This is a genomic window from Psychrobacter sp. NPDC064578 (assembly GCF_044901245.1).
Classification (GTDB): Bacteria; Pseudomonadota; Gammaproteobacteria; order Pseudomonadales; family Moraxellaceae; genus Psychrobacter; species Psychrobacter cibarius_C.
Window position 1 is genome coordinate 54,615 of sequence record NZ_JBJDPI010000004.1, and the last position, 20,165, is coordinate 74,779.

Sequence of the window (20,165 nt, forward strand, 5' to 3'; positions counted from 1 at the left end):
ATTTAACGCTAATGTGGTGCGCTTGGACAGTAGTTAATTGTTAAAAAGCATGTTAGGCGTTGATTATGATAGGTATATTGTCAGTCACAAATCCTATAATTCTAAAAAATAGAGTAAAAATGCAAAATTTGATCGAAGCAAAACAGTTAAGCTTAAATTTCTCTGATTCGCCTTTGCCATTGTTTTCAAGAATTGATCTATTCTTGACTGATGAACTACAAGCACTTATTGGCAGAAATGGAGTAGGAAAATCTTATTTAGCAGCAATACTAGCGGATAAATTAAAACCTAGTGAAGGAAGCGTACATCGCTTTTGCAATATAGGTTATATGGCTCAAGGCGAGACAGTATTAACAGGAACAGCAGGTGATGTTTTAGGTACAAGTCAGATACAGCAAATCAGCAACCGAGTCCTAGATGGTGAAGGCACACCAGAAGACTTTAGCTTTATGGATGATAAATGGAATTGGGAAATTGAAACAGAAGCGCTTTTAGCAGAAGGAGAGCTAACACTAGATATACTTGCTCGTCCGTTTAAGACGCTAAGCGGTGGCGAACAAACACGTCTAAAACTACTGGCACTCAAAAAGCAAGGTTGTGATTTTTTAATACTTGATGAGCCCAGCAATCATTTAGATCGTGATGGACGTATGTGGCTTGCACAATGGCTAAAAAACTTTAGCGGTGGGGTTTTACTAGTAACGCATGACACTATCTTGCTAGAGCAAGTACAGATTGTTTATGAGCTAACTTCTACAGGGCTATCAGTTAGTCATGGTGGTTGGCATGATTGGTTACAAAGTCAGGAGCAATTGCTTTTGGGCGCTCAAAGAGAGGCAGCTCAAACAAAGAAAGAATTACAGCAAGCTAAACGTGATCAGCAAATTACTCAAGAAAAGACAGAACAGCGTCAAAGTCGTGGCAAAAATCAGCGCAAAGATAGCAATCAAAGTAAAATTATTTTAGACCGTGAGTTAGGACGATCTGAAGCTACACAATCACGCAAAGCTAAGCTTCATGATGATCGAACAAAAAATGCAGCTGATCAAGCAGCCAGTGCAAAGGCTCAGCTAGAGATCGTAGATCCGCTAGCAATCGTCACCGCGCCACCTGAAGCTACTAGCAATCCTCTTTTGCATTTATCTAACATCGTTCTACCGTTTGGTGCGACAGCGCCTATTAGCTTAATTGTGAATAAAGGTGAACGTATTGCTATCACTGGTAAAAATGGCAGCGGAAAATCTACACTACTAAAAGTAATATCAGGTCAGCTTGAGGCAGAGCAAGGTGAAATAGCAGTGACTGAGTCCTATCGTTTAATGGATCAGCATTTCTCTTTTCTTGATAAGGAGTTATCAGCACTAGATAATTTTCGTCAGCAATCATCTGGCTGGACAGAAGACTTATATCGAACCCGATTAGCACAGCTTAGAATCAAAGGTGACGCTGCAATAAAACCAGTTTATACACTAAGCGGTGGTGAGCAACTCAAAGTCGCTTTGGCGTGCTTATTTTGCGGCGCTACTGCGCCAGCATTATTACTATTAGATGAGCCAGACAATCACTTAGACATAGAATCAAAAAATTTGCTCCAGCAAGCATTACACGATTACACAGGTGCTCTCATTTTAGTTTCTCACGACGAAAAATTTATAGAAGCTATTAGTAATATGGATTATATAAGATTAGAGAATACAGTTTAGAATGGCATACCCCAAGGGAACCAGTTATTTCACCATTTAAATCCATTAATAGACCACTTAAAACAGACTCCTATAATGGAACCACTTAAAACAGACTCCTATAATGGAACCACTTATAACAGACTATAAAAAAATTAACACGACAACATCCTGTCCTATTTAACCAAATACCCGCCATAATATCCAAAATAATCCAGCCATAATGATGGCAATCACCAATAGCCGTTTCAGCCAATAGGGCATCAGCGGTTTTTTATAGCCTAAATCATTAAGCTGGCTGTCCACACCATTTTGTAGACTCTTGAATCCTCGACTTTGCTTAGTCGTTTTGACGCGATTTTTTGTCAGCTGTCCAGCTTCATCCTCAGCACCTTGCTCTCTATCAAAGCTAATAGCATAGTTAGGAATGCCTTGCTTGCTGGCGATAGTGTTGAGTTTTTGCTGCTGCTTTACCTTTAGTTGTGTCTCATAGGCATCAATCCTATTCTTGGCATCATCCATACTAATGTCTTCATCTGCCGCCAAAGTTTTGATCGCCATCACTAAATTGTTTTTTTCGATCATCATGATGACGTCTCTTGGCAGCTTTGGATTGACTGGTTTTGAGCTAGGGTCGGGGTTAAACATGACTGTCCTTATGGCGATATGAAAAATAGGCATCGATAGTGTTGATTATTATAACCATTTTACAGCAGTAATATTCAATCAAAAAAATACCGCAATCACGATAATGACTGCGGCATTTTAAGAGTTATCATTTATTAGCATTTCTACCAATTTTTGATGGCCTATAGGTCTTTCCAGCGTTGGATAGACTCTTTGATGACTTCTTTTGCTTCTGCAACGTCGCCCCAAGATTCAACGACCGTAGTGCCTGGTTTTTTCAGATCTTTATAGTGGCTGAAATGGAACTCTAACTGGTTGATTAGCTGCTTTGGTAGATCCGCTAGGCTGTTATGAGCATTGCCTGTATCACGGTCGTCAGCAGGTACGACGACGATCTTGTCATCGACTTCGCCATCATCAACGAACTTCATCACACCAATGACTTTGGCTTTTAGGAAAATACCAGTTGGTAGCGGCTGCTCAGTCAGCAATAATACATCAAGCTCATCACCATCTTCGTCAAGCGTTTGCGGGATAAAACCATAGTTACAAGGCTTGGCAAAAATCTGTGGATCAATACGATCAAGCTCAAATACCGCCAGTTCGCGATTCCACTCAATTTTATGGCTGCTACCAGCTGGGATTTCTACTACTACGTTGATAATGCCGCCGTCTACATCGCCTGCGTCCAAAATTTTGTTAAAATCTGCCATAAAGTACTCCAATTTGCTTTTGTTTTAAGTGCTTGAATAATAAGTGATGATAAAAGAATAACGTCGCGGCACTGCGATATTATCACTGTGCCCAATATGTGCCGCCTGCGATTATAACAAGTTTGACTCAAATTTTCTCACAATGCTTAAGTCTAAGCGTGCACGATATTATGCAAAAAAAGATTATGCAAAAACGGACCTAAAGACCTCACTTGGGTGCGAGTGCGCGTAGCTCAATGAGTCCAGCATGACGCTTAGCAATGTTATCAATAAGTTTTTGGGTCACTTGCTCATAGCTTAAGGCTTCACCAGTTTGTTCATCTGACTCTTTTTGCATAGCCACAAAGTCGGATAACCGTAACATTTGCATCCCCGCATAGCCGCACGGATTAATCGCATTAAATGCGGACAAGTCACAATTTAAATTAAGCGCGATACCGTGATAGCTAAATCCATGTTTAATTTTGAAGCCTAACGATGCCATTTTTCCAAGCATAATTTTATCATCCGCTACAGATGTATCAGCATATAGATAAACACCGGGTGCGTCACGGCGCGCATGGGCGCTGATGGCTGTTGTGTCTGATGAAGCAGGATTTTGCAAACAGTCATTGATGACGTCTTCGATTGCTTGCTCGGCATGCGAGACTAAGTTGCGCACACTCCAGCCCAAGCTATTCAAATCGAACAACCAATAAATAACCAGCTGGCCGTGACCATGCCATGTCACTTGACCGCCGCGATCCGTTTTTATAATAGGCGTATTGGTACGTTGCAAGATGTGCTCTTCTTTACCTGCTTGCCCTAAAGTATAGACATCATTGTGATCGACAATCCATAATTCGTCAGGTGTGCACAGTCCTTGCTGTTTTTTTAAGTCAATACGTGCAAGCGTACGTGCTAGCATCGCATCGAGAGTGGTGACGTAATCGGCTGTTGTTAGAGATTTGCTGATCAGTGTGTCATTAAGCTGTTGCGTGGTGTTTTGCATGAGAGTCGCAGTCTTATTGTGGTCTGGTTCAAAGAGGTGTATCACTGATATTCAGTCGTGATATCGATAGTGAGTGTAGCAGTTTTTGCGATTGGCACCCAAGATTATCTCTTGTCACGCTGTAAAACTCAACAATCAAAACACTGATAAATGCCCTAACGGAGTAGCCATAATAAGCAAAAGTTCTCAGTGCTTAATATGAAATTTCTAGCATTGTGATGCGTGTTTCTAGACAGTTATTTCATACAGACGCAGTAGTCAACTTAATGTGCTGTTCATTGATTCGTTGATGCGCTACATTAAAGTGCAATGAATGGAATCGCATTACTTATGTTCAGGGGTTGCCATCAATGTAACCCGCTGATTAGGGCGTGTCCTCAATTCAATCGATTGCTTTCTAAATGGGCTAAAAATGGCTAAATTTTGCCAAACATCGTCAAATAGCTTCTTAATATCTCGATATTATTTGCGCTACTTTCCTTGTTTGACGGCAATTTATCTCATGTTTATCACCATTTTTAAAATGAGGACAAGCCCTAGAAATACAGAGTCTCTAACCCAATAGAGTATATTGACTCCAACGCAGATGACAAGGAAGATAAATGACAGATAATAATCAAAACATGAATGAGCAGACCTCAATCGACACGGATATGTTGCAGCAACCAGTGCCAAAATCGCCTAGTATTGCTAATACGGTTGATGAGATGCGAGCGCAATTTTCACGCTTACAAACACTCAGTCGCACGCAGCCAATCAATGACTGGGCCACTCGTGAAACCCAACTAGACAGTCTGGAAGTCATGCTTAGCGATAACCAAGCCAGTTTCGCCAAAGCGATCAGTGCCGACTTTGGTTATCGTAGCGAATCAGAGACCCAGTTCGCTGAATTGTTTCCTAGCTTTACTGGTATCAGTCATGCCAAAAAGCACGGTAAAAAATGGATGAAAGTTCAGCGGGCTTCTATTTCAGCGCTGTATATGCCAGCTCATAATGAAATCCAGCCTCAGCCATTGGGCGTGGTTGGTATCATGGTGCCTTGGAACTATCCGTTATTTTTAGCAGTAGGACCGATGATTGATGCGCTCACTGCTGGCAACAGAGTTATGATCAAGATGAGTGAAGCGGCACCGCAGTTCGCCCAAGCATTTGCCAGTGCGATTGCTCGTTATTTTTCACCAGACATGATTTGTGTCGTACTGGGTGAGGTAGACATTGCGGTTGCTTTTAGTGAGCTGCCTTTTGATCATCTGCTTTATACGGGCTCTACGGCTGTGGGCAAAAAAGTCATGGCGGCGGCAGCTCCTAACTTAACACCCGTCACGCTCGAGCTGGGCGGTAAATCACCGGTTGTCGTGTTAGAGGGCGCAAACTTAGAAAACGCCGTCAATCGTGTGATGATGGGCAAAACCCTAAATGCGGGTCAGACCTGTATTGCCCCTGATTATGTACTGATTCAGCGCCAATATCATGAAGAGTTTATCCGTTTAGCAAAAGAGTGGATGGAAAAGCACTATCCAAATATTGAGAGCAATCCAGATTACTCACGTATTATCAATGGCGAGCAATTTAAGCGTGTCAAAGGCTATCTAGATGCATTATCGAGCGATGGGATCCATAAGCTCACTGATGCTGAGTCTAATATCGAAACGCGTCTAATGCCGCCTGTCATCGTGAGTGAGCCTGCCCCTGATAGTGATGTGATGCAGGACGAGATTTTTGCGCCGATTTTGCCATTGATGCATTACGATACGCTTGATGATGCCATTCATTTTGTCAACGAGCGACCACGCCCACTGGCGTTATACGTTTTTGGTGATAACTACAACGCTCTAGAGAAAGTACGTAACAATACGGTCTCTGGTGGCCTATGTATTAATGAAGTGCTGATACATGTTGCCCAGCATGACTTACCGTTTGGTGGGGTTGGCGACTCAGGAACGGGTGCTTACCATGGTAAAGCGGGATTCGAGCGTCTTAGCCATATGAAACCAGTATTTGTACAATCCAAGTTGAATGGGTTAAATTTGTTGTTGCCACCTTATGGCGGGTTGTTTAAAAAAGCCATGGCAATGTTTTTAAAATAACAAATGCTAAAGCGAGCAAAGTTGACATAGCTTTCTTTCAAGCAAACAAAAATACTTAATCATTGTGAGCAATCATATAAGCAACGTCAAAAAATAGCATCTACTGAGGTAGGTGCTATTTTTTTGTATAAAAGTAAACGATAAAAAATTAATGAGCATTTGTCATCTTGTCTATAAATCGCTACACTTTGTAGTGAGTCTAAACGATTGCAATATTAGTTTTAGATGAAGACGTTGCCTAGTCTTCAACGACTGAATGAGTCATAAGCAGTACACGCTTGGCGTAAAGCAATAATATTATTGACTTGGGCGTTAATTTCCATAATAAAAATTATAAATAGGACACCTTATGCGCCAATGGATTGCGTTAAGTTTACTATGCATAAGCGTATTGTTACTGCCAGTATCGGCATCAGCAGCTTGTGATGCACCAATCAAATTTGGCGCACTGACATGGGAGAGTGGTCAATTTATCTCTGGGGTGCTCAAGTATATCGCTGAAGATGGCTACGATTGTGCGATCGAAGAGGTGCCGGGTGCTGGTCCTGCTCTCGAAACGGCATTGTCACAAAACGATATTCAAGTGATTGGGGAGCAGTGGGTTGGACGCTCGCCAATTATGGAACAAGCTATCGAACAGAATAAAGTAGCAGTCATCGGTGATACGCTCAAAGGCGGTGCAACTCAAGGCTGGTACGTACCCAAATATGTATTAGAAGAAAACCCAGGTCTACGCCGCTATCAAGATTTGCCTAAATATGCTGAGCTGTTTAAAGATCCCGAAGACCCTAGCAAATCACGCTTTATGAATTGTCCGTCTGGTTGGACGTGTGAGATTTTCAATACTCGCTTGCTGAAAAATACTGGTTTAGATAGTATATTTAACAATGCCCATCCCGGTACTGGGGCGGCGCTCGACGCCGAGATTGCCTCTGCTTTTGAGCAACATAAGCCACTACTATTTTATTACTGGCAGCCTACGGGCTTGATGGCAAAATATGACTTTGCGCCATTAGAGTTCCCTGCTCATAAAGATGCCTGTTGGCAAGACTTGTTACGAGCGGATGGCACCGCCGATTGTGTGTCTGGCTTCCCTGTCTCACCTTTAGGTATCGCAGTATCTACCCCCTTTATTGAATCCAATCCAGAGCTTGCTGATGTTTTTAAAAAAGTTCAGTTTAGCTCCGATGAGCTCAATGGCGCTATCTTGGAGATGAGTGAAAATAAACGCAGTGGCGATGAGCAAGCACTAGCATTTTTGCGTAAATATCCGAGCGTCTGGCAAGCATGGTTGTCTGATGAAGCAGCCAGTAACCTTGCGGCTAAGCTAGGCATCAGCTTAACGGGCGAGGCTATCACTGCGGATGCAACCGCCTCTAGCACTAATCGAGCGACCTCATTATCGAGCTTTCCTTCATGGTCGCTTGAAACCCCGCTTAATAACACATTGGCAAGCGTTGTCCAAAATTATGGCGATGTGTTTCGTACCGTCAGTACCATGGCGTTAACCTATCTATTGCTACCGATTGAGCGTCTATTAACCACTATGCCGCCTTGGCTTATCATTGCGCTTGTGAGCGTATTGGCATGGTTTGGTGTCCGTAAAATCTGGTTTGCACTGGCATGCGCCGTAGGACTGTTTCTCATTGGTGCATTTGGACTATGGGGCGCATTGATTGATACCTTGGCACTGCTCATCGTATCAGTGTTGGTGACCGTCGTGATTGGTATTCCTATTGGCATTGCTATGTCGGGCAGTAAAATTCTTCGCAAGGTTGTGACGCCGATATTGGATGTGATGCAGACCATGCCAAGTTTTGTCTATTTGATACCCGTATTGATGCTATTTGGGATTGGCAAAGTGCCTGCGCTATTTGCCACTATTATTTATGCCTTGCCGCCACTGATTCGGCTGACGACATTGGGGATTACCCAAGTCAATCACGAGATGGTCGAAGCAGGGCGCTCGTTCGGTAGCACACACTTGCAGCTGCTCATTTGGATTAAATTGCCGCAAGCATTACCCAGTATTATGGCGGGCGTGAATCAAGCGGTGATGATGTCGCTCTCTATGGTGGTGCTCGCGTCTATGATTGGCGCACCGGGGCTTGGCGAAGATGTGTTGCAATCGATTCAAACGCTTAATATCGGTCAGGGCTTGCAAGCAGGCACGGCGATTGTCATCGTTGCCATTATCATTGACCGTATCACCCAAGCGTTCGGTCAAGGTAAGCGTGCTCGGCAAAAAACCATCGATGCTGGCAGGCATCCCATTGGTTAATTATCAGTGCCATGGTCGAATGTTCAACACGCCCTAATCATAATGATAACTAGAAAAATAAAAATGAGAGCCATCATGAATCATATTCAATTGGAAAATATCAGCAAGATTTATAATGCCAATAGCTCGCAAGCAAAGTCTGCATTGGCATTATTAGCAGAAGGTATGGATAGTATTCAGGTAAAGGAACAAACAGGCTATTCGGTCGGGCTTTATGACATCAATTTAAGCGTTAAAGCAGGTGAGCTGCATTGTATCATGGGCTTGTCAGGTTCAGGAAAATCAACCTTGATACGCCATATCAATCGTTTGATTGACCCAACCAGCGGTAAAATATGGGTTGATACTTCTATTAATACTAAGCCGTCTACTAGTACTAAGCCCTCCACTAATGCTAAATCCTCTGCTGATTTATTAGAAAATGGAAGATCATCGTCTGCTATTAATATTTTAGAGCTAAATGATAAAGTGCTACAGCATTATCGCCAGCAGACAATCAGTATGGTTTTTCAGCATTTTGGTTTGGTGCCACATATGACGGTGTTGCAAAACGTCGCTTACGGTTTGCGAGTGCGAAAAATGAGTATCAAAGAACGCCACGAGGTTGCTCGGCACTGGCTAAATGAAGTTGGGCTATCAAATTTGGAGAAAAGTTACCCTGATGAGCTGTCAGGAGGGATGCAGCAGCGTGTCGGGCTGGCGCGTGCCTTAGCAACCGATAATCCGATATTGCTGATGGACGAGGCTTTCTCTGCCCTTGACCCCCTCATTCGTGCCCAATTACAAGACCAACTACTTGAGCTACAAGCACGGCTAAACAAAACCATCGTCTTTATCACTCATGATATCGATGAAGCGATTAAGGTCGGTCAGCGGATTAGTATTTTAAATGGCGGGCGTTTGGTACAAACGGATACACCCAGTGAATTGCGCCATAACCCAGCTGATGAGTATGTGGCTCAGTTTATGGGTGCTAAAATTTAATTTAAAAATAACACGACGTTTTTTTTAAATGCTGTTTTATAAGTTACACCTGCAAAATGATAGATTTCCGTCTATATCATTATTCTTACACTGTTGTTAAAAAAGTGTAGCAACCCCTTAGTTACTATTAAAGTAAACTCCATCATCGATGTATACTATTAAGATACTCTAATAGCATATTAGCTTTGCTAAAATCTTGATTTATCCACTCTCATTGATCACGTAAGAAGACCATGAGCGAGCATAAAAACTCAGTTTATGATCGTAAGACTTCGTAAAAAGGACCTCGCATGCCGCATAAGAAAATTCGCCATAATGATCGTAGTCATACTAATAAGTTAGCGACAGACTCACCACGTGATTCATCACGTTGGCTAAAGAATGTCAGTGCCGTTGGTGTCACGACAGTACTGAGTGCTGGCATATTGGTCGCTTGTGGACAAATGAGTAGTGCGGAGAGCAATGCAAGTAGCACGACTAAATCAGCCAAGCAAAACAGTGGAGTGACTAGCTCACGTGATATGTTGCCCTCCGATATGCTTGGGCAAATGCAAGCACTGCCGCAATTGACAAAAGGCTTAGGTGACACGGGCACAGCAGTCATTGATCCTAATAAACCAACCTTGATTAAATTTTGGGCAAGCTGGTGCCCATTATGCTTGGGCAAGTTGGCAGAAACCGAAGAATGGCGTACCGATCCCAAGTTCGCTGATTTAAATGTCGTGACTGTTGTCAGTCCTGGTCATCTAAACGAAAAAGCCGATGGCGACTTTAGCACTTGGTATGCAGGCGTCCAAGCAGACTATCCAAAGCTACCAGTATTGTCTGACGCTTCAGGCGAGCTGATTAATAAACTTGGTGTGCAAGTTTATCCAAGCTGGGCGATACTCGATAAAAGCGGCAACTTGGTACATTTGGTGAAAGGCAATATATCGGCAGAGCAAGCCTATGCCCTTGCTGAAAATGCCAATAATGATTTTGCTGAGCTTAAAGCAGGGAGTGCTAAACCAGCAAACGCGCAAACCTTAGATAACAACAGCAAGATTGAAACCATCAAACAAAAAGAGGGCGTTTATTATAACGATAAAGGCAAAGCGATTAATACGCGCTCAATCTACTTGGCAGGTGGCTGTTTTTGGGGCGTAGAAGCTTATATGGAGCGCGTCGAAGGCGTCGTCGATGCTGTATCAGGTTATGCCAATGGCGAGACGGCTAATCCAAGCTACGAGCAAGTGATTCGTGGCTCAGGTCATGCCGAAGCCGTCAAAGTCACTTACGATGCGGATAAAACAGACCTTGATACTATCTTAAAATACTACTTTCGCGTAATTGATCCAACCAGCCTCAACAAACAAGGCAATGATCGCGGTGTGCAGTACCGCTCAGGCGTTTATTACACCGATAAAGAAGATAAAGCAGTGATTGATGCTACCCTCAAACGTGTGCAAAGCCAGTATAAACAAAAAATTGTAGTAGAAAATGAGCCGCTAGACAATTTCTACTTAGCTGAAATGTACCATCAGGATTATCTGGCAAAAAATCCAAACGGCTATTGTCATGTTGATTTAAGCCTTGCCGATGATAAACTAGAAGGCACTGCGCGTACCAAGCTTGCACCTGTAAGTACCGTTGCTGAGACTTTAGACCCTAAGCGTTATGCAGGATTTGATAAAGGCGCATTGAAAAATACGTTGACCAAAGCACAATACAATATCACGCAAGATGCCGGTACTGAGCGCGCCTTTAGCCATGAATATGATGACTTGTTTGCGCCGGGTATCTATGTCGATGTGGTGAGCGGTGAGCCTTTATTTTTATCAACCGATAAGTACCAGTCTGGCTGTGGTTGGCCAAGCTTTACCAAGCCGATTGATATGCAAGTCATTACTCAGCATGAAGACACCGCTTTTAATATGGTACGCACTGAAGTTCGCTCGCGAGTAGCAGACTCACATCTGGGTCATGTATTCCCTGATGGGCCAAAAGATCGTGGCGGGCTGCGCTATTGTATCAATGGCGGGGCGCTACAGTTTATTCCAGTCGATGTGATGCCGCAGTCAGGCTATGCGCCATTAGTGAAGTTGGTTAAGCCTGCAAAACCTTAATTATTAATACTGATAATCGACTTTATAAAAAGACGTTAAGATAATTTTTAGCGTCTTTTTTATGATTGATACCTTGAGCATAATTACTATCACAGCATAATGGTTCGTTTTATTATCGTTGTATTTTTGCTGTTATAGCCGTTGAATTATGAAAAACCAATCAAACTTCGTTATACTCAAAAGCTGAGCGTTTTCTATTATTAATACTTTTATAATTATGTATACCTATTTCGTCGCTGGATTTGTTTGGCGGCTTTTCATTTTTGTATTTAAGGCTGTAACATGACCGTTACTCATACCTCTAAACCTTTTGAACCTATTATTACCTCTTTACTCGATAATGATTTATATAAATTTACGATGCTGCAAGCCATGCTGCATCAGTTTCCACAGACACATGGTGTTTATCGCTTTCGCTGCCGTAATAACAAAGACACGCTGTATCCATTGGCTGATATTAAAGATGATCTAGAGCAGCAGTTAGACAATTTATGTGAATTACGATTTTTAGAGGATGAACTAGAGTATTTACGTGGTTTGCGCTTTATGCGCTCAGACTTTGTTGACTATCTAGAATTGTTTAAGTTGAAACGTCGTTTTATTACTGTCAGTACGGATGATAAAGGTCGCTTATTTATCGATATCGAAGGGCCGATGATTCAAGCGATGTTCTTTGAAGTATTTGTACTCGCCATCGTTAATGAGCTGTATTTTGATGCGCTATCGAATGCCAGTGTGATTGAAGAAGGTCAGCGCAGATTGGATGAAAAAGTCACATTGTTGCATCAATATGCGAGAGAGCAGGAAAAATGTGATGCTAATACGCCGCCATTAATCATCGCTGATTTTGGTACTCGCAGACGTTTTAGCAAAGCTTGGCAAGCCCATGTGGTTGAGACTTTGCATAAAGCGGAACCAAAAATAGTGAGCGGTACTTCCAACGTGTATTTAGCAAAAAAGCTGGGAATGACGCCAATCGGTACGATGGCACATGAGTTTATGCAGGCATTTCAGGCTTTGGATGTGCGTTTACGTGATTCACAAAAAGCGGCGCTTGAAGCATGGGTACATGAGTATCGCGGCGATTTGGGTATTGCGCTGACCGATGTCGTTGGCATGGATGCGTTTTTACGCGATTTTGATTTGTATTTCGCTAAGCTGTTTGATGGTTTACGTCACGATAGCGGCGACCCGTATATCTGGGGTGATAAGGCGATTGCTCATTATAAAAACCTTAAAATAGACCCAAGAACCAAGATTTTAACCTTTAGTGATGGCTTAGATTTGGATAAAGCTTGGGATTTACATCAGTATTTTAAAGGTCAAATAAAGACCAGCTTTGGTATTGGTACCAACCTCACCAATGATATGGGTATCACCCCGATAAATATCGTCTTAAAATTGGTGGAATGCAATGGGCAGCCAGTCGCTAAACTGTCAGACAGTCCAGGCAAGACCATGATTAATAACGACACGTATCTTGCCTATTTGCGCCAAGTATTTGAAGTCGACGAGCCTGAATAGAATTGACTTAACTTAACTGTCGCTATTCTCTGTTTTATCTTCTTCAGCAAAAGCGGCATCTAGTGCTTGCTGTACGGCATTGATACGGGTTTCGCAAACGCGATAAGCAGCAATTGACTCTTCCACTGTGGTCATCAGATTATCAATATCTGGCTCATCTTGTTGCTGTAATTCAGCGGCATTGGTTTTTAGAATATCATAAGCCGCTTTAAAGGTTTTTGGGGCGGCTTTTTTGCGTCGGCGAGTAGGGGTTGTCATAAGGTTTCCTAATTTTAAAATAAAGTCTTTGATTAAGTTGAATCAACGGTAGGTGGTATTTCTTATTTATTAATATTTACGTCAATAATCTGTGCTTTTGCTTTACCGTCCTTTAAGAGGATGTACACCGTTTGTTCTGGATGGAGCTGCGTACCGCTGGTCAGTATCTGCTGGTCTTTTTCATCAGTAAGCATGGTATAACCTTGCTTGAGCACCCGAGAAGGGCGATGCAGGAGCACAATATCACGCAGATGTTCGCTATCACGCTGTGCTTGTATTAACTGTTGCTGTGCCGAATGCATAATCGTTTTTTGGTTATTTTGACTGGCACTAGCAGCCACTGTTAACTGCTGATAGGCCGCTGCTTGAGTCTGTGTGCGTAGCTCGCTGGTGAGTCTGGCGGCTTGCTTGACTTGGCGCTGAGCGCTTTGCTGAATACTACGCCACGCATAATCACTGTCTTTTTGCAGAGCGGTTAATTGACCAATCGTCTGTGATTGTATCTGGCTCAACTGGCGTGTCGTTTGTTGTTCAGCGATGTTTAATTGACGCTGAGCAGCTTGTTTGATTTGCGCTTGGTATTGCAGTGTGTGAGTGACGAGCTGGGCTAAATGCGTCATGATAGCGGCAATCACCTTTGATGGGGTATCAAAACTAGTATGCGCCACTTCATCTAAGATAACTTTATCACGCTCGTGACCAATGCCAACCCAGACTGGGATGGGCTGCTCGGCAACCAATGCTGCCAATTCATAATCATTTAGATAGGCTAAATCACCGACCGCACCGCCGCCACGAATAATGACTAATAAGTCTGGCAGGTGCTCATAAGTATCAAAAAACTGCTGTTGGGCGTTAACGATGGCTTGGCGGATTTCGCTTGGCGCATGATTACCCTGAAAGGTCGCGTTATGATAATGGAAATGACAGGCACCTGTGCGCGCTAAGCGATCAGCGTCGGCTTGAAAATCGCCTAATCCGGCAGCTTTTTCAGGGGCAATGACCAGCACATGCTCAATATCAAACGGAACAGGCAGCTGTTGATTCAGGTTTAATAAGCCTTCTCCCGTCAAGCGATCGACCATCTCCGCATATTGCCGTGCCAAGTCGCCTAACGTGTAGCTTGGGTCGATATCTTCAATAGTGAGAGAGAAGCCATATTGCGCATGGAAGCCTGCGGATACTTTGAGCAATACTGTCAAATCACGATCAAGGGGCATGCCAGTTGCGCGTTCAAATTTTGCTAAGACGCGTGCTGCTTTAAAGCGCCAAAGATTGCCGCGGCAGCTAGCAATGACCTTACCGTCGTCATCTTTTTCTGCCAGCTCAAAGTAATAATGCCCGCCTTTGCTAGATAGATTGCGAATCTCTGCTTTCACCCATACACGGTGGTTAAAGGTCTGTTTGATAACCATATCAACAGCTGATAAATAGTCACTTAACCGCAGAACGGTATCTTCTAAATTGACTTCAATATTGTTTTCTTGCTCAGCTAACTCGGCCTCCAAGGTCGCTAAGTCTTTAGCAGGCGCTAATACCTTAGCTGGTTTCATATTTGACAGGTTGGGTTTGCGCATAATAATAGACCAAAAGTGAGGGAGCTTAAAAATGGGCTGTTTATAGAGTAAGAGTCATAAAAAATCAGAAAGGGTAGTTTACCCCAAAAGCGAGCACACAAAAAGAGAAGCCAACCCGTCAGCGACTAATATATTCTTATCGCTGATTGGTTGGCTACATACTTTATTAAATAACAAGATACTTTATTAAATAACGAGCCGCTAAATAAGTGCTTTATGAAATAATAATTATTTTATTGGCAACGAAAGTTGATTTTATACTCGTAATCGTCGTCACGTGATAAGTTCGGCGAGCCCGTACCAAGGATCGTACCGAGGACGGCACTGGCTTGCCCAATCATCCGACCTGTATTTTCATCTAAAATACCGTTATAAGTGACTTTGTCATCGACGATAATAACTTGCTTACCTCTGCAAGTCTTTTGTGCGCTGTCTATCGCATTTTGCTGTGCTTTTACTTTGCTATCGGCGATGCCAGTCGTCTCATAAATAGAGTTGGCACGCTGGATAACTGGTGATGAAGGCGTAGTTTGGCAAGCACTTAGGGCGAGTGCTGTCGCCAAAGTAGCAGTCAGTGCAGCGGTTTTATTAATAGTATTCATAAACGATTCCTAATGTCTGTCAGTCATACATAAAGTTGAATATCACAGCAAAGTTGAGGATGCGCCATGCACGCATCAGTCCATAGGTGGCTCAACAACTATGATGAATCTACCCTATTCAGCTCTGGGGTGTCTAGTCGGTTATTGTGTGCGGTATTGCAGAGACCGCACATATTCATCATATATTCATAGGCGACGTTTACTTATGATGAGCGAAAATGAAAATAAGCGGTACTATGACACAGCAAATCACTTGAAATATAAACCATATCTAGGATAATTGACCTATTCATTCTTAATCAATAAGTAATTTTATGCCATTAATTCCTGCTCCTGCTGGCGTGCTCGAAGTCGACGCGCTTTGGCAACAAGACAATCCTAACAATCCAAATACCGATACAGTGGCGTTACTGTGTCATCCCAATCCGTTATTCGACGGCACGATGAATAATAAAGTGGTGACGACGATGTATCGCTTTGCTCGTGATAATGGTATGCACGTGGTACGCTTTAACTTTCGCGGTGTCGGGCAGTCGACTGGCGAGCACGATTATGCGGATGGTGAAGTTGTAGATGCAATGACCGTGCTACAATGGATTGCAGAGCAAACCAATGCGCGCAAGTTATGGTTGGGTGGCTTCTCTTTTGGCGGTTATGTGACAGCACGGGTGGCTGAGCAGGTGCTTGAAGCCCCTCATATTTGGGGGCTAGGCGATTTCGAGATTACTAAAATCGCCCTTATTGCTCCATCCGTTGAAAAAAATGACAGCAGTGATATAAGCTTGCCAGCCGATAAAACGTTTGAGATTTATGGCAATGCTGATGAAGTGATTGACCCTGATAATATGCAAGCATTTGCGGAGCGATTAGGAATTGCTGTTAGCGTTGTAGATGGCGCAGGGCACTTTTTTCATGGGCGTCTGTCAGAATTGAAAGGCTTATTAGAAAAGCATACCTTTGGTAGCGACTCTTAGTTATTACCTAGGGCGTGTCATCAATTAGCACATGAATACATTTAGTGGTCTTAAAATGGCTAAATTTTGCTAAACATCGTCAGAAATTTTGTCAATATGTTCATATTAACGGCAATTTCTTCCTTGTTTATCTACAATTTTTCTCATTTTAAGCCTCACAATCTAATTGATGACACACCCTAGTAATATTAGAATAGAGAACCGCTATCAAGTCATGAGCTCTGATCGCTTCACTCTGACGAGTTCATGCAGAATCAACCATTACCCTACTATTTATTTTGTCTAATGATGAGTCGTATTATGAGTTTATCTCCATTGCAACGTTACGAGCAAGCCGTCAGTACGGACGAATTTACTCGAGATGAGCAGCAATTTAAGGCCATGAGCTATCTTGATGAGATACATCATCAGCTCATCAATAGTGCGCCACAGAAGAAAGGCTTTTTTAGCTTTTTAAGGTCCAAGCCGACAGCACCAACGGGTTTGTATATGTGGGGCGGGGTAGGTCGTGGTAAAACATGGATGATGGACATGTTTTATGATTCATTGACCATTGATCGCAAGATGCGTCTGCATTTTCATCATTTCATGCAGCGTGTTCATCAAGAGCTAAATAAGCTGCAAGGTGAGAGTGACCCATTAGAAAAAGTCGCCGACATCATTTATGCAGAAGCGGTTATTATCTGTTTCGATGAGTTCTTTGTTTCTAACGTTTCTGATGCCATGATTTTGGGTGATTTATTTACCATGCTATTCAATCGTGGTATTACATTGGTCGCCACCTCAAATATTGAGCCATCAGGATTGTATAAAGACGGCTTACATCGTGACCGTTTTATGCCCGCTATCGCTGAAGTGGAGCGTCATACTACGGTGATGAATATCGATTCTGGTATCGACTATCGTTTGCGCGTATTGCAGCAGGCAGAGCTATATGAATCGCCTATGACGAAAGCGAATCATCATTGGTTAGCCAACCGTTTTGCCAGTTTATCCAATAACCAAAAAATCAGTAATGAGCCGATTACGATTAATGGTCGCGAAATTAGAATTAATGCTCGCACTGAGGATATTTTATTTTGTGATTTCCGTCATTTATGTATGGAGCCACGATCAGCATCTGATTTCATCGAAATTGCCAAGCAGTTCAGCACAGTATTGGTCAATGCCGTGCCTGCCTTAGACGATGACTTACGTGATCCGACCCGTCGGTTTATTTATCTGGTTGATGAGTTTTATGATCGCCGTGTTAAGTTGCTGGTTAGAGCGCAGCAGTCGATTTTGGACCTATATCAAGGAGAGAAGTTGGCGTTTGAGATTGAACGGACACGCTCGCGCTTGCTTGAGATGCAGTCAGAGGATTATCTGCGCATGGAGCATCGGGTCGATGATGCGGCATAATTAAATACTCTTCATATCTGATGATAATCTACAAGTTGTCGATTAAAGCACTCATGGTTTTTCATTCAAGTCACTCACACTCAATATTGATATATATTCGTTTGATATAACGTGTTTTTTGACAGTATTTAGAGCAAACCAAAGCATTGGTTTTTTGCATAAAAAGATAATAATAAATAAGGAGCGGTAATGACTATATCCGACGAAAATGATAAAAAACTGTCGACCAAAGACATCACCACAGACAGTATGCCGATTAGCAGTGAAGAAATGATTGGTTGGATCAACTCAAGGCGCAGTATGGGTAATTTGGATTTGCCCGCACCGACACATGCCCAAATCGAAACAGCGATTGAGTGTGCGGCGACAGCGCCAGATCATAAAAAACTGCGTCCATGGCGTTTTATAGTGACACAGGGGGACGCCCGTCATGAATTGGGCAATGCCTTGGTCGCAGCGGCTCAAGCTAAAGCGGTGCAAGAGGGCGAAACGCTGTCCGAAAAGGACATCGTAAAAACTCAGGCCATGCCATTAAGAGCGCCCGTCATCATCACCGTTGTCACAAAAATACAAGCGCACAAAAAAGTTCCCCCTTTTGAACAAATGCTAAGTGCGGGAGCGGCTGTACAAAGCCTGATTTTGGCGCTAAAAGCCCAAGGTTTTAGTACAGTATGGCGTACGGGACTACTATGTAATGAAGCTGCTGTTAAAACATATTTTGACGTTGGTCCAGATGATTATGTGACGGCTTTTGTTTATACTGGCACCAGCCCCAAAAATGAACCCGCCCGTAAACCGATTGATATCGAGTCTTTAGTGCGATTTGAGTCATAATATATCTAAGCGCTGTTTAGTGGCGCTTTTCTCTTGACGAATACCACTCTCTAAAAAGACAGTCGGTCGTGTAGCAAAAAGATAGATAGCCTCAATACTCAATACTCAATACTCAATACTCAATACTCAATACTCTAAAGCGTCATAAGTCATGATAAATAAATTATGATAAATTCTATTAATAATAAATCAGCCAATACGGATAACAGCAAATGACCAGCCCTAATGATAGCAATAAAGACATCAGTAGCGATAATACTGAGGTGAATACGAATGCCCCTGAAAAGCAAAACAGTCTGCTGGCAGGTATCATCGAACGTGCTACCAAATCGGGTATTGGTCGTAAAAAACTCAATCCTAGCGCGGTAGAATCAGCAGTGGCAAAAAACATGGCGGATATTCACAGCAATCCTACCAAGCTACGTTTGGCGTTTTTAGGCGGTGGTAGTTTTGGTACAGCAATGGCAAACTTGGCTGCACGCAATGGCTGTGATACCACGCTGTGGGTACGTAACAAGCGTACGGTAAAGGCGATGGTAAAAACGCAGACCAATAAAAAATATTTACCAGGTTATAAGCTTGATGACAGCCTTAAATACAGCCATGACTTGGCAGCAGCCGTCAAAGACAAAGATATCGTTTTTATTGCGGTGCCTGGTTTGGCTTTTCGTGAGACCCTAAAGAATATTGCGCCATTTATCAGTGGTCAGTCTATTGTGTCATTGACCAAAGGTATGGAGAAAGATACTTTTGCCATGATGAGCGATATTATTAAAGATGAGCTACCTGAAGTGAATTTTGGTGTCATGTCAGGGCCAAACCTTGCGATAGAGATCATGAAAAACATGCCATCGGCGACCGTTATCGCCAGTGAGTCTGAGCCATTGCGCCATGCCGTACAAGCCGCGCTACATAGTGCGTTTTTTCGAGTGTTTGCCAGTGATGATGTCAAAGGTGTGGGGCTTGGCGGCGCGCTAAAGAATATCTATGCGATTGCAATGGGAATGGCGGCGGCCTATGATGTTGGCGAAAATACCAAAGCGATGATATTGACTCGTGCTTTGGCAGAGATGAGCCGCTTTGGGGTTGAGGCGGGTGCGAATCCGCTTACCTTCTTAGGATTGTCTGGTGTGGGTGATTTATACGCCACTTGTAGCTCAGAGCTCAGTCGTAACTATCGTATCGGCAACATGCTCGGTCGCGGTATGAGTATTGAGGCCGCGGTGAAAAAACTCGGTCAAACGGCTGAAGGGGTTAATACTATTCAGCAAGTGCATGAGAAAGCCACCAAAGAAGGCATCTACATGCCTATTACCCATGCATTGTATGCGGTCATTTATGAAGATAAAGCAGCACTAGGTGTGGCGTTACATCTCATGGAAGCGGGCTTCCGTAGTGATGTTGAATTTGTAATGGCACATGATCATAGTAATGCGGCGCTAACTGCGCAGATGAAGACGTCAAGCGATAGCACTGATGATGAAAGCGGCGATACTGACAGTAAGTAAAAACCCCAATGTTAAAT

16 protein-coding genes are annotated in these 20,165 nt (G+C 43.0%); 10 read left to right on the plus strand and 6 right to left on the minus strand.

Annotated features, from left to right (window positions below; all coding sequences use genetic code 11):
• The first annotated feature begins 119 nt into the window (after positions 1-119).
• Positions 120-1,703, plus strand: coding sequence for an ATP-binding cassette domain-containing protein (locus ACI2JM_RS05575; protein ID WP_404642731.1), 1,584 nt, complete (start codon positions 120-122; stop codon positions 1,701-1,703).
• Positions 1,704-1,862: 159 nt separating this feature from the next.
• On the opposite strand, the gene ACI2JM_RS05580 is transcribed toward ACI2JM_RS05575, so the two are convergent.
• From ACI2JM_RS05580 to lipB, 3 genes are all read right to left on the minus strand, one after another.
• The gene (locus tag ACI2JM_RS05580; protein ID WP_404642733.1) at positions 1,863-2,330 is read right to left on the minus strand and encodes a hypothetical protein; all 468 of its coding nucleotides are present in this window, start codon (positions 2,328-2,330) and stop codon (positions 1,863-1,865) included.
• A gap of 161 nt (positions 2,331-2,491) precedes the next feature.
• Positions 2,492-3,022: an inorganic diphosphatase gene (locus ACI2JM_RS05585; protein ID WP_404642735.1), complete on the minus strand. Its 531-nt coding sequence runs from the start codon at positions 3,020-3,022 to the stop codon at positions 2,492-2,494.
• A 208-nt stretch (positions 3,023-3,230) separates the two neighbouring features.
• Positions 3,231-4,013, minus strand: coding sequence for a lipoyl(octanoyl) transferase LipB (gene lipB / locus ACI2JM_RS05590; protein WP_404642737.1), 783 nt, complete (start codon positions 4,011-4,013; stop codon positions 3,231-3,233).
• 602 nt (positions 4,014-4,615) lie between these two features.
• Here lipB and ACI2JM_RS05595 point away from each other — a divergent pair.
• From ACI2JM_RS05595 to pncB, 5 genes are all read left to right on the plus strand, one after another.
• The gene (locus ACI2JM_RS05595) at positions 4,616-6,100 is read left to right on the plus strand and encodes a coniferyl aldehyde dehydrogenase (RefSeq protein WP_404642739.1); all 1,485 of its coding nucleotides are present in this window, start codon (positions 4,616-4,618) and stop codon (positions 6,098-6,100) included.
• Positions 6,101-6,449: 349 nt separating this feature from the next.
• Entirely contained in the window at positions 6,450-8,381 is a 1,932-nt protein-coding gene (locus ACI2JM_RS05600) for a glycine betaine ABC transporter substrate-binding protein (protein ID WP_404642741.1), read from the plus strand.
• 75 nt (positions 8,382-8,456) lie between these two features.
• Positions 8,457-9,365: an ATP-binding cassette domain-containing protein gene (locus ACI2JM_RS05605; RefSeq protein WP_404642743.1), complete on the plus strand. Its 909-nt coding sequence runs from the start codon at positions 8,457-8,459 to the stop codon at positions 9,363-9,365.
• A gap of 290 nt (positions 9,366-9,655) precedes the next feature.
• Positions 9,656-11,470: a bifunctional peptide-methionine (S)-S-oxide reductase MsrA/peptide-methionine (R)-S-oxide reductase MsrB gene (gene msrAB, locus ACI2JM_RS05610; RefSeq protein WP_404642745.1), complete on the plus strand. Its 1,815-nt coding sequence runs from the start codon at positions 9,656-9,658 to the stop codon at positions 11,468-11,470.
• A 282-nt stretch (positions 11,471-11,752) separates the two neighbouring features.
• On the plus strand, positions 11,753-12,994 hold the full coding sequence (gene pncB / locus ACI2JM_RS05615; protein ID WP_404642747.1) for a nicotinate phosphoribosyltransferase: 1,242 nt from the start codon (positions 11,753-11,755) through the stop codon (positions 12,992-12,994).
• A 12-nt stretch (positions 12,995-13,006) separates the two neighbouring features.
• Here pncB and xseB read toward each other — a convergent pair whose 3' ends face one another.
• The 3 genes from xseB to ACI2JM_RS05630 all read right to left on the minus strand — a co-directional run bounded on the left by xseB (position 13,007) and on the right by ACI2JM_RS05630 (position 15,431).
• Positions 13,007-13,252, minus strand: coding sequence for an exodeoxyribonuclease VII small subunit (gene xseB, locus ACI2JM_RS05620; protein ID WP_404642749.1), 246 nt, complete (start codon positions 13,250-13,252; stop codon positions 13,007-13,009).
• A 62-nt stretch (positions 13,253-13,314) separates the two neighbouring features.
• Complete coding sequence (gene xseA / locus ACI2JM_RS05625; protein ID WP_404642751.1) at positions 13,315-14,829, minus strand: exodeoxyribonuclease VII large subunit; 1,515 nt, start codon at positions 14,827-14,829, stop codon at positions 13,315-13,317.
• 233 nt (positions 14,830-15,062) lie between these two features.
• The gene (locus ACI2JM_RS05630) at positions 15,063-15,431 is read right to left on the minus strand and encodes a hypothetical protein (protein ID WP_055124199.1); all 369 of its coding nucleotides are present in this window, start codon (positions 15,429-15,431) and stop codon (positions 15,063-15,065) included.
• A gap of 314 nt (positions 15,432-15,745) precedes the next feature.
• Here ACI2JM_RS05630 and ACI2JM_RS05635 point away from each other — a divergent pair, with 314 nt between their 5' ends.
• From ACI2JM_RS05635 to ACI2JM_RS05650, 4 genes are all read left to right on the plus strand, one after another.
• Complete coding sequence (locus tag ACI2JM_RS05635) at positions 15,746-16,405, plus strand: alpha/beta hydrolase (RefSeq protein WP_198330959.1); 660 nt, start codon at positions 15,746-15,748, stop codon at positions 16,403-16,405.
• A 300-nt stretch (positions 16,406-16,705) separates the two neighbouring features.
• The gene (gene zapE, locus ACI2JM_RS05640; protein WP_404642754.1) at positions 16,706-17,806 is read left to right on the plus strand and encodes a cell division protein ZapE; all 1,101 of its coding nucleotides are present in this window, start codon (positions 16,706-16,708) and stop codon (positions 17,804-17,806) included.
• A 249-nt stretch (positions 17,807-18,055) separates the two neighbouring features.
• Positions 18,056-18,640, plus strand: a complete 585-nt coding sequence (locus ACI2JM_RS05645; protein ID WP_404643138.1) for a nitroreductase — start codon at positions 18,056-18,058, stop codon at positions 18,638-18,640.
• 212 nt (positions 18,641-18,852) lie between these two features.
• The gene (locus ACI2JM_RS05650) at positions 18,853-20,148 is read left to right on the plus strand and encodes an NAD(P)H-dependent glycerol-3-phosphate dehydrogenase (protein WP_404642756.1); all 1,296 of its coding nucleotides are present in this window, start codon (positions 18,853-18,855) and stop codon (positions 20,146-20,148) included.
• Positions 20,149-20,165 lie beyond the last annotated feature (17 nt).

Bases quoted from the DNA above. Each gene is read 5' to 3' on its own strand.
- ACI2JM_RS05575 (WP_404642731.1), top strand. From the start codon at position 120: ATGCAAAATTTGATCGAAGCAAAACAGTTAAGCTTAAATTTCTCTGAT.
- ACI2JM_RS05580 (WP_404642733.1), bottom strand. From the start codon at position 2,330: ATGTTTAACCCCGACCCTAGCTCAAAACCAGTCAATCCAAAGCTGCCA.
- ACI2JM_RS05585 (WP_404642735.1), bottom strand. From the start codon at position 3,022: ATGGCAGATTTTAACAAAATTTTGGACGCAGGCGATGTAGACGGCGGC.
- lipB (WP_404642737.1), bottom strand. From the start codon at position 4,013: ATGCAAAACACCACGCAACAGCTTAATGACACACTGATCAGCAAATCT.
- ACI2JM_RS05595 (WP_404642739.1), top strand. From the start codon at position 4,616: ATGACAGATAATAATCAAAACATGAATGAGCAGACCTCAATCGACACG.
- ACI2JM_RS05600 (WP_404642741.1), top strand. From the start codon at position 6,450: ATGCGCCAATGGATTGCGTTAAGTTTACTATGCATAAGCGTATTGTTA.
- ACI2JM_RS05605 (WP_404642743.1), top strand. From the start codon at position 8,457: ATGAATCATATTCAATTGGAAAATATCAGCAAGATTTATAATGCCAAT.
- msrAB (WP_404642745.1), top strand. From the start codon at position 9,656: ATGCCGCATAAGAAAATTCGCCATAATGATCGTAGTCATACTAATAAG.
- pncB (WP_404642747.1), top strand. From the start codon at position 11,753: ATGACCGTTACTCATACCTCTAAACCTTTTGAACCTATTATTACCTCT.
- xseB (WP_404642749.1), bottom strand. From the start codon at position 13,252: ATGACAACCCCTACTCGCCGACGCAAAAAAGCCGCCCCAAAAACCTTT.
- xseA (WP_404642751.1), bottom strand. From the start codon at position 14,829: ATGCGCAAACCCAACCTGTCAAATATGAAACCAGCTAAGGTATTAGCG.
- ACI2JM_RS05630 (WP_055124199.1), bottom strand. From the start codon at position 15,431: ATGAATACTATTAATAAAACCGCTGCACTGACTGCTACTTTGGCGACA.
- ACI2JM_RS05635 (WP_198330959.1), top strand. From the start codon at position 15,746: ATGCCATTAATTCCTGCTCCTGCTGGCGTGCTCGAAGTCGACGCGCTT.
- zapE (WP_404642754.1), top strand. From the start codon at position 16,706: ATGAGTTTATCTCCATTGCAACGTTACGAGCAAGCCGTCAGTACGGAC.
- ACI2JM_RS05645 (WP_404643138.1), top strand. From the start codon at position 18,056: ATGCCGATTAGCAGTGAAGAAATGATTGGTTGGATCAACTCAAGGCGC.
- ACI2JM_RS05650 (WP_404642756.1), top strand. From the start codon at position 18,853: ATGACCAGCCCTAATGATAGCAATAAAGACATCAGTAGCGATAATACT.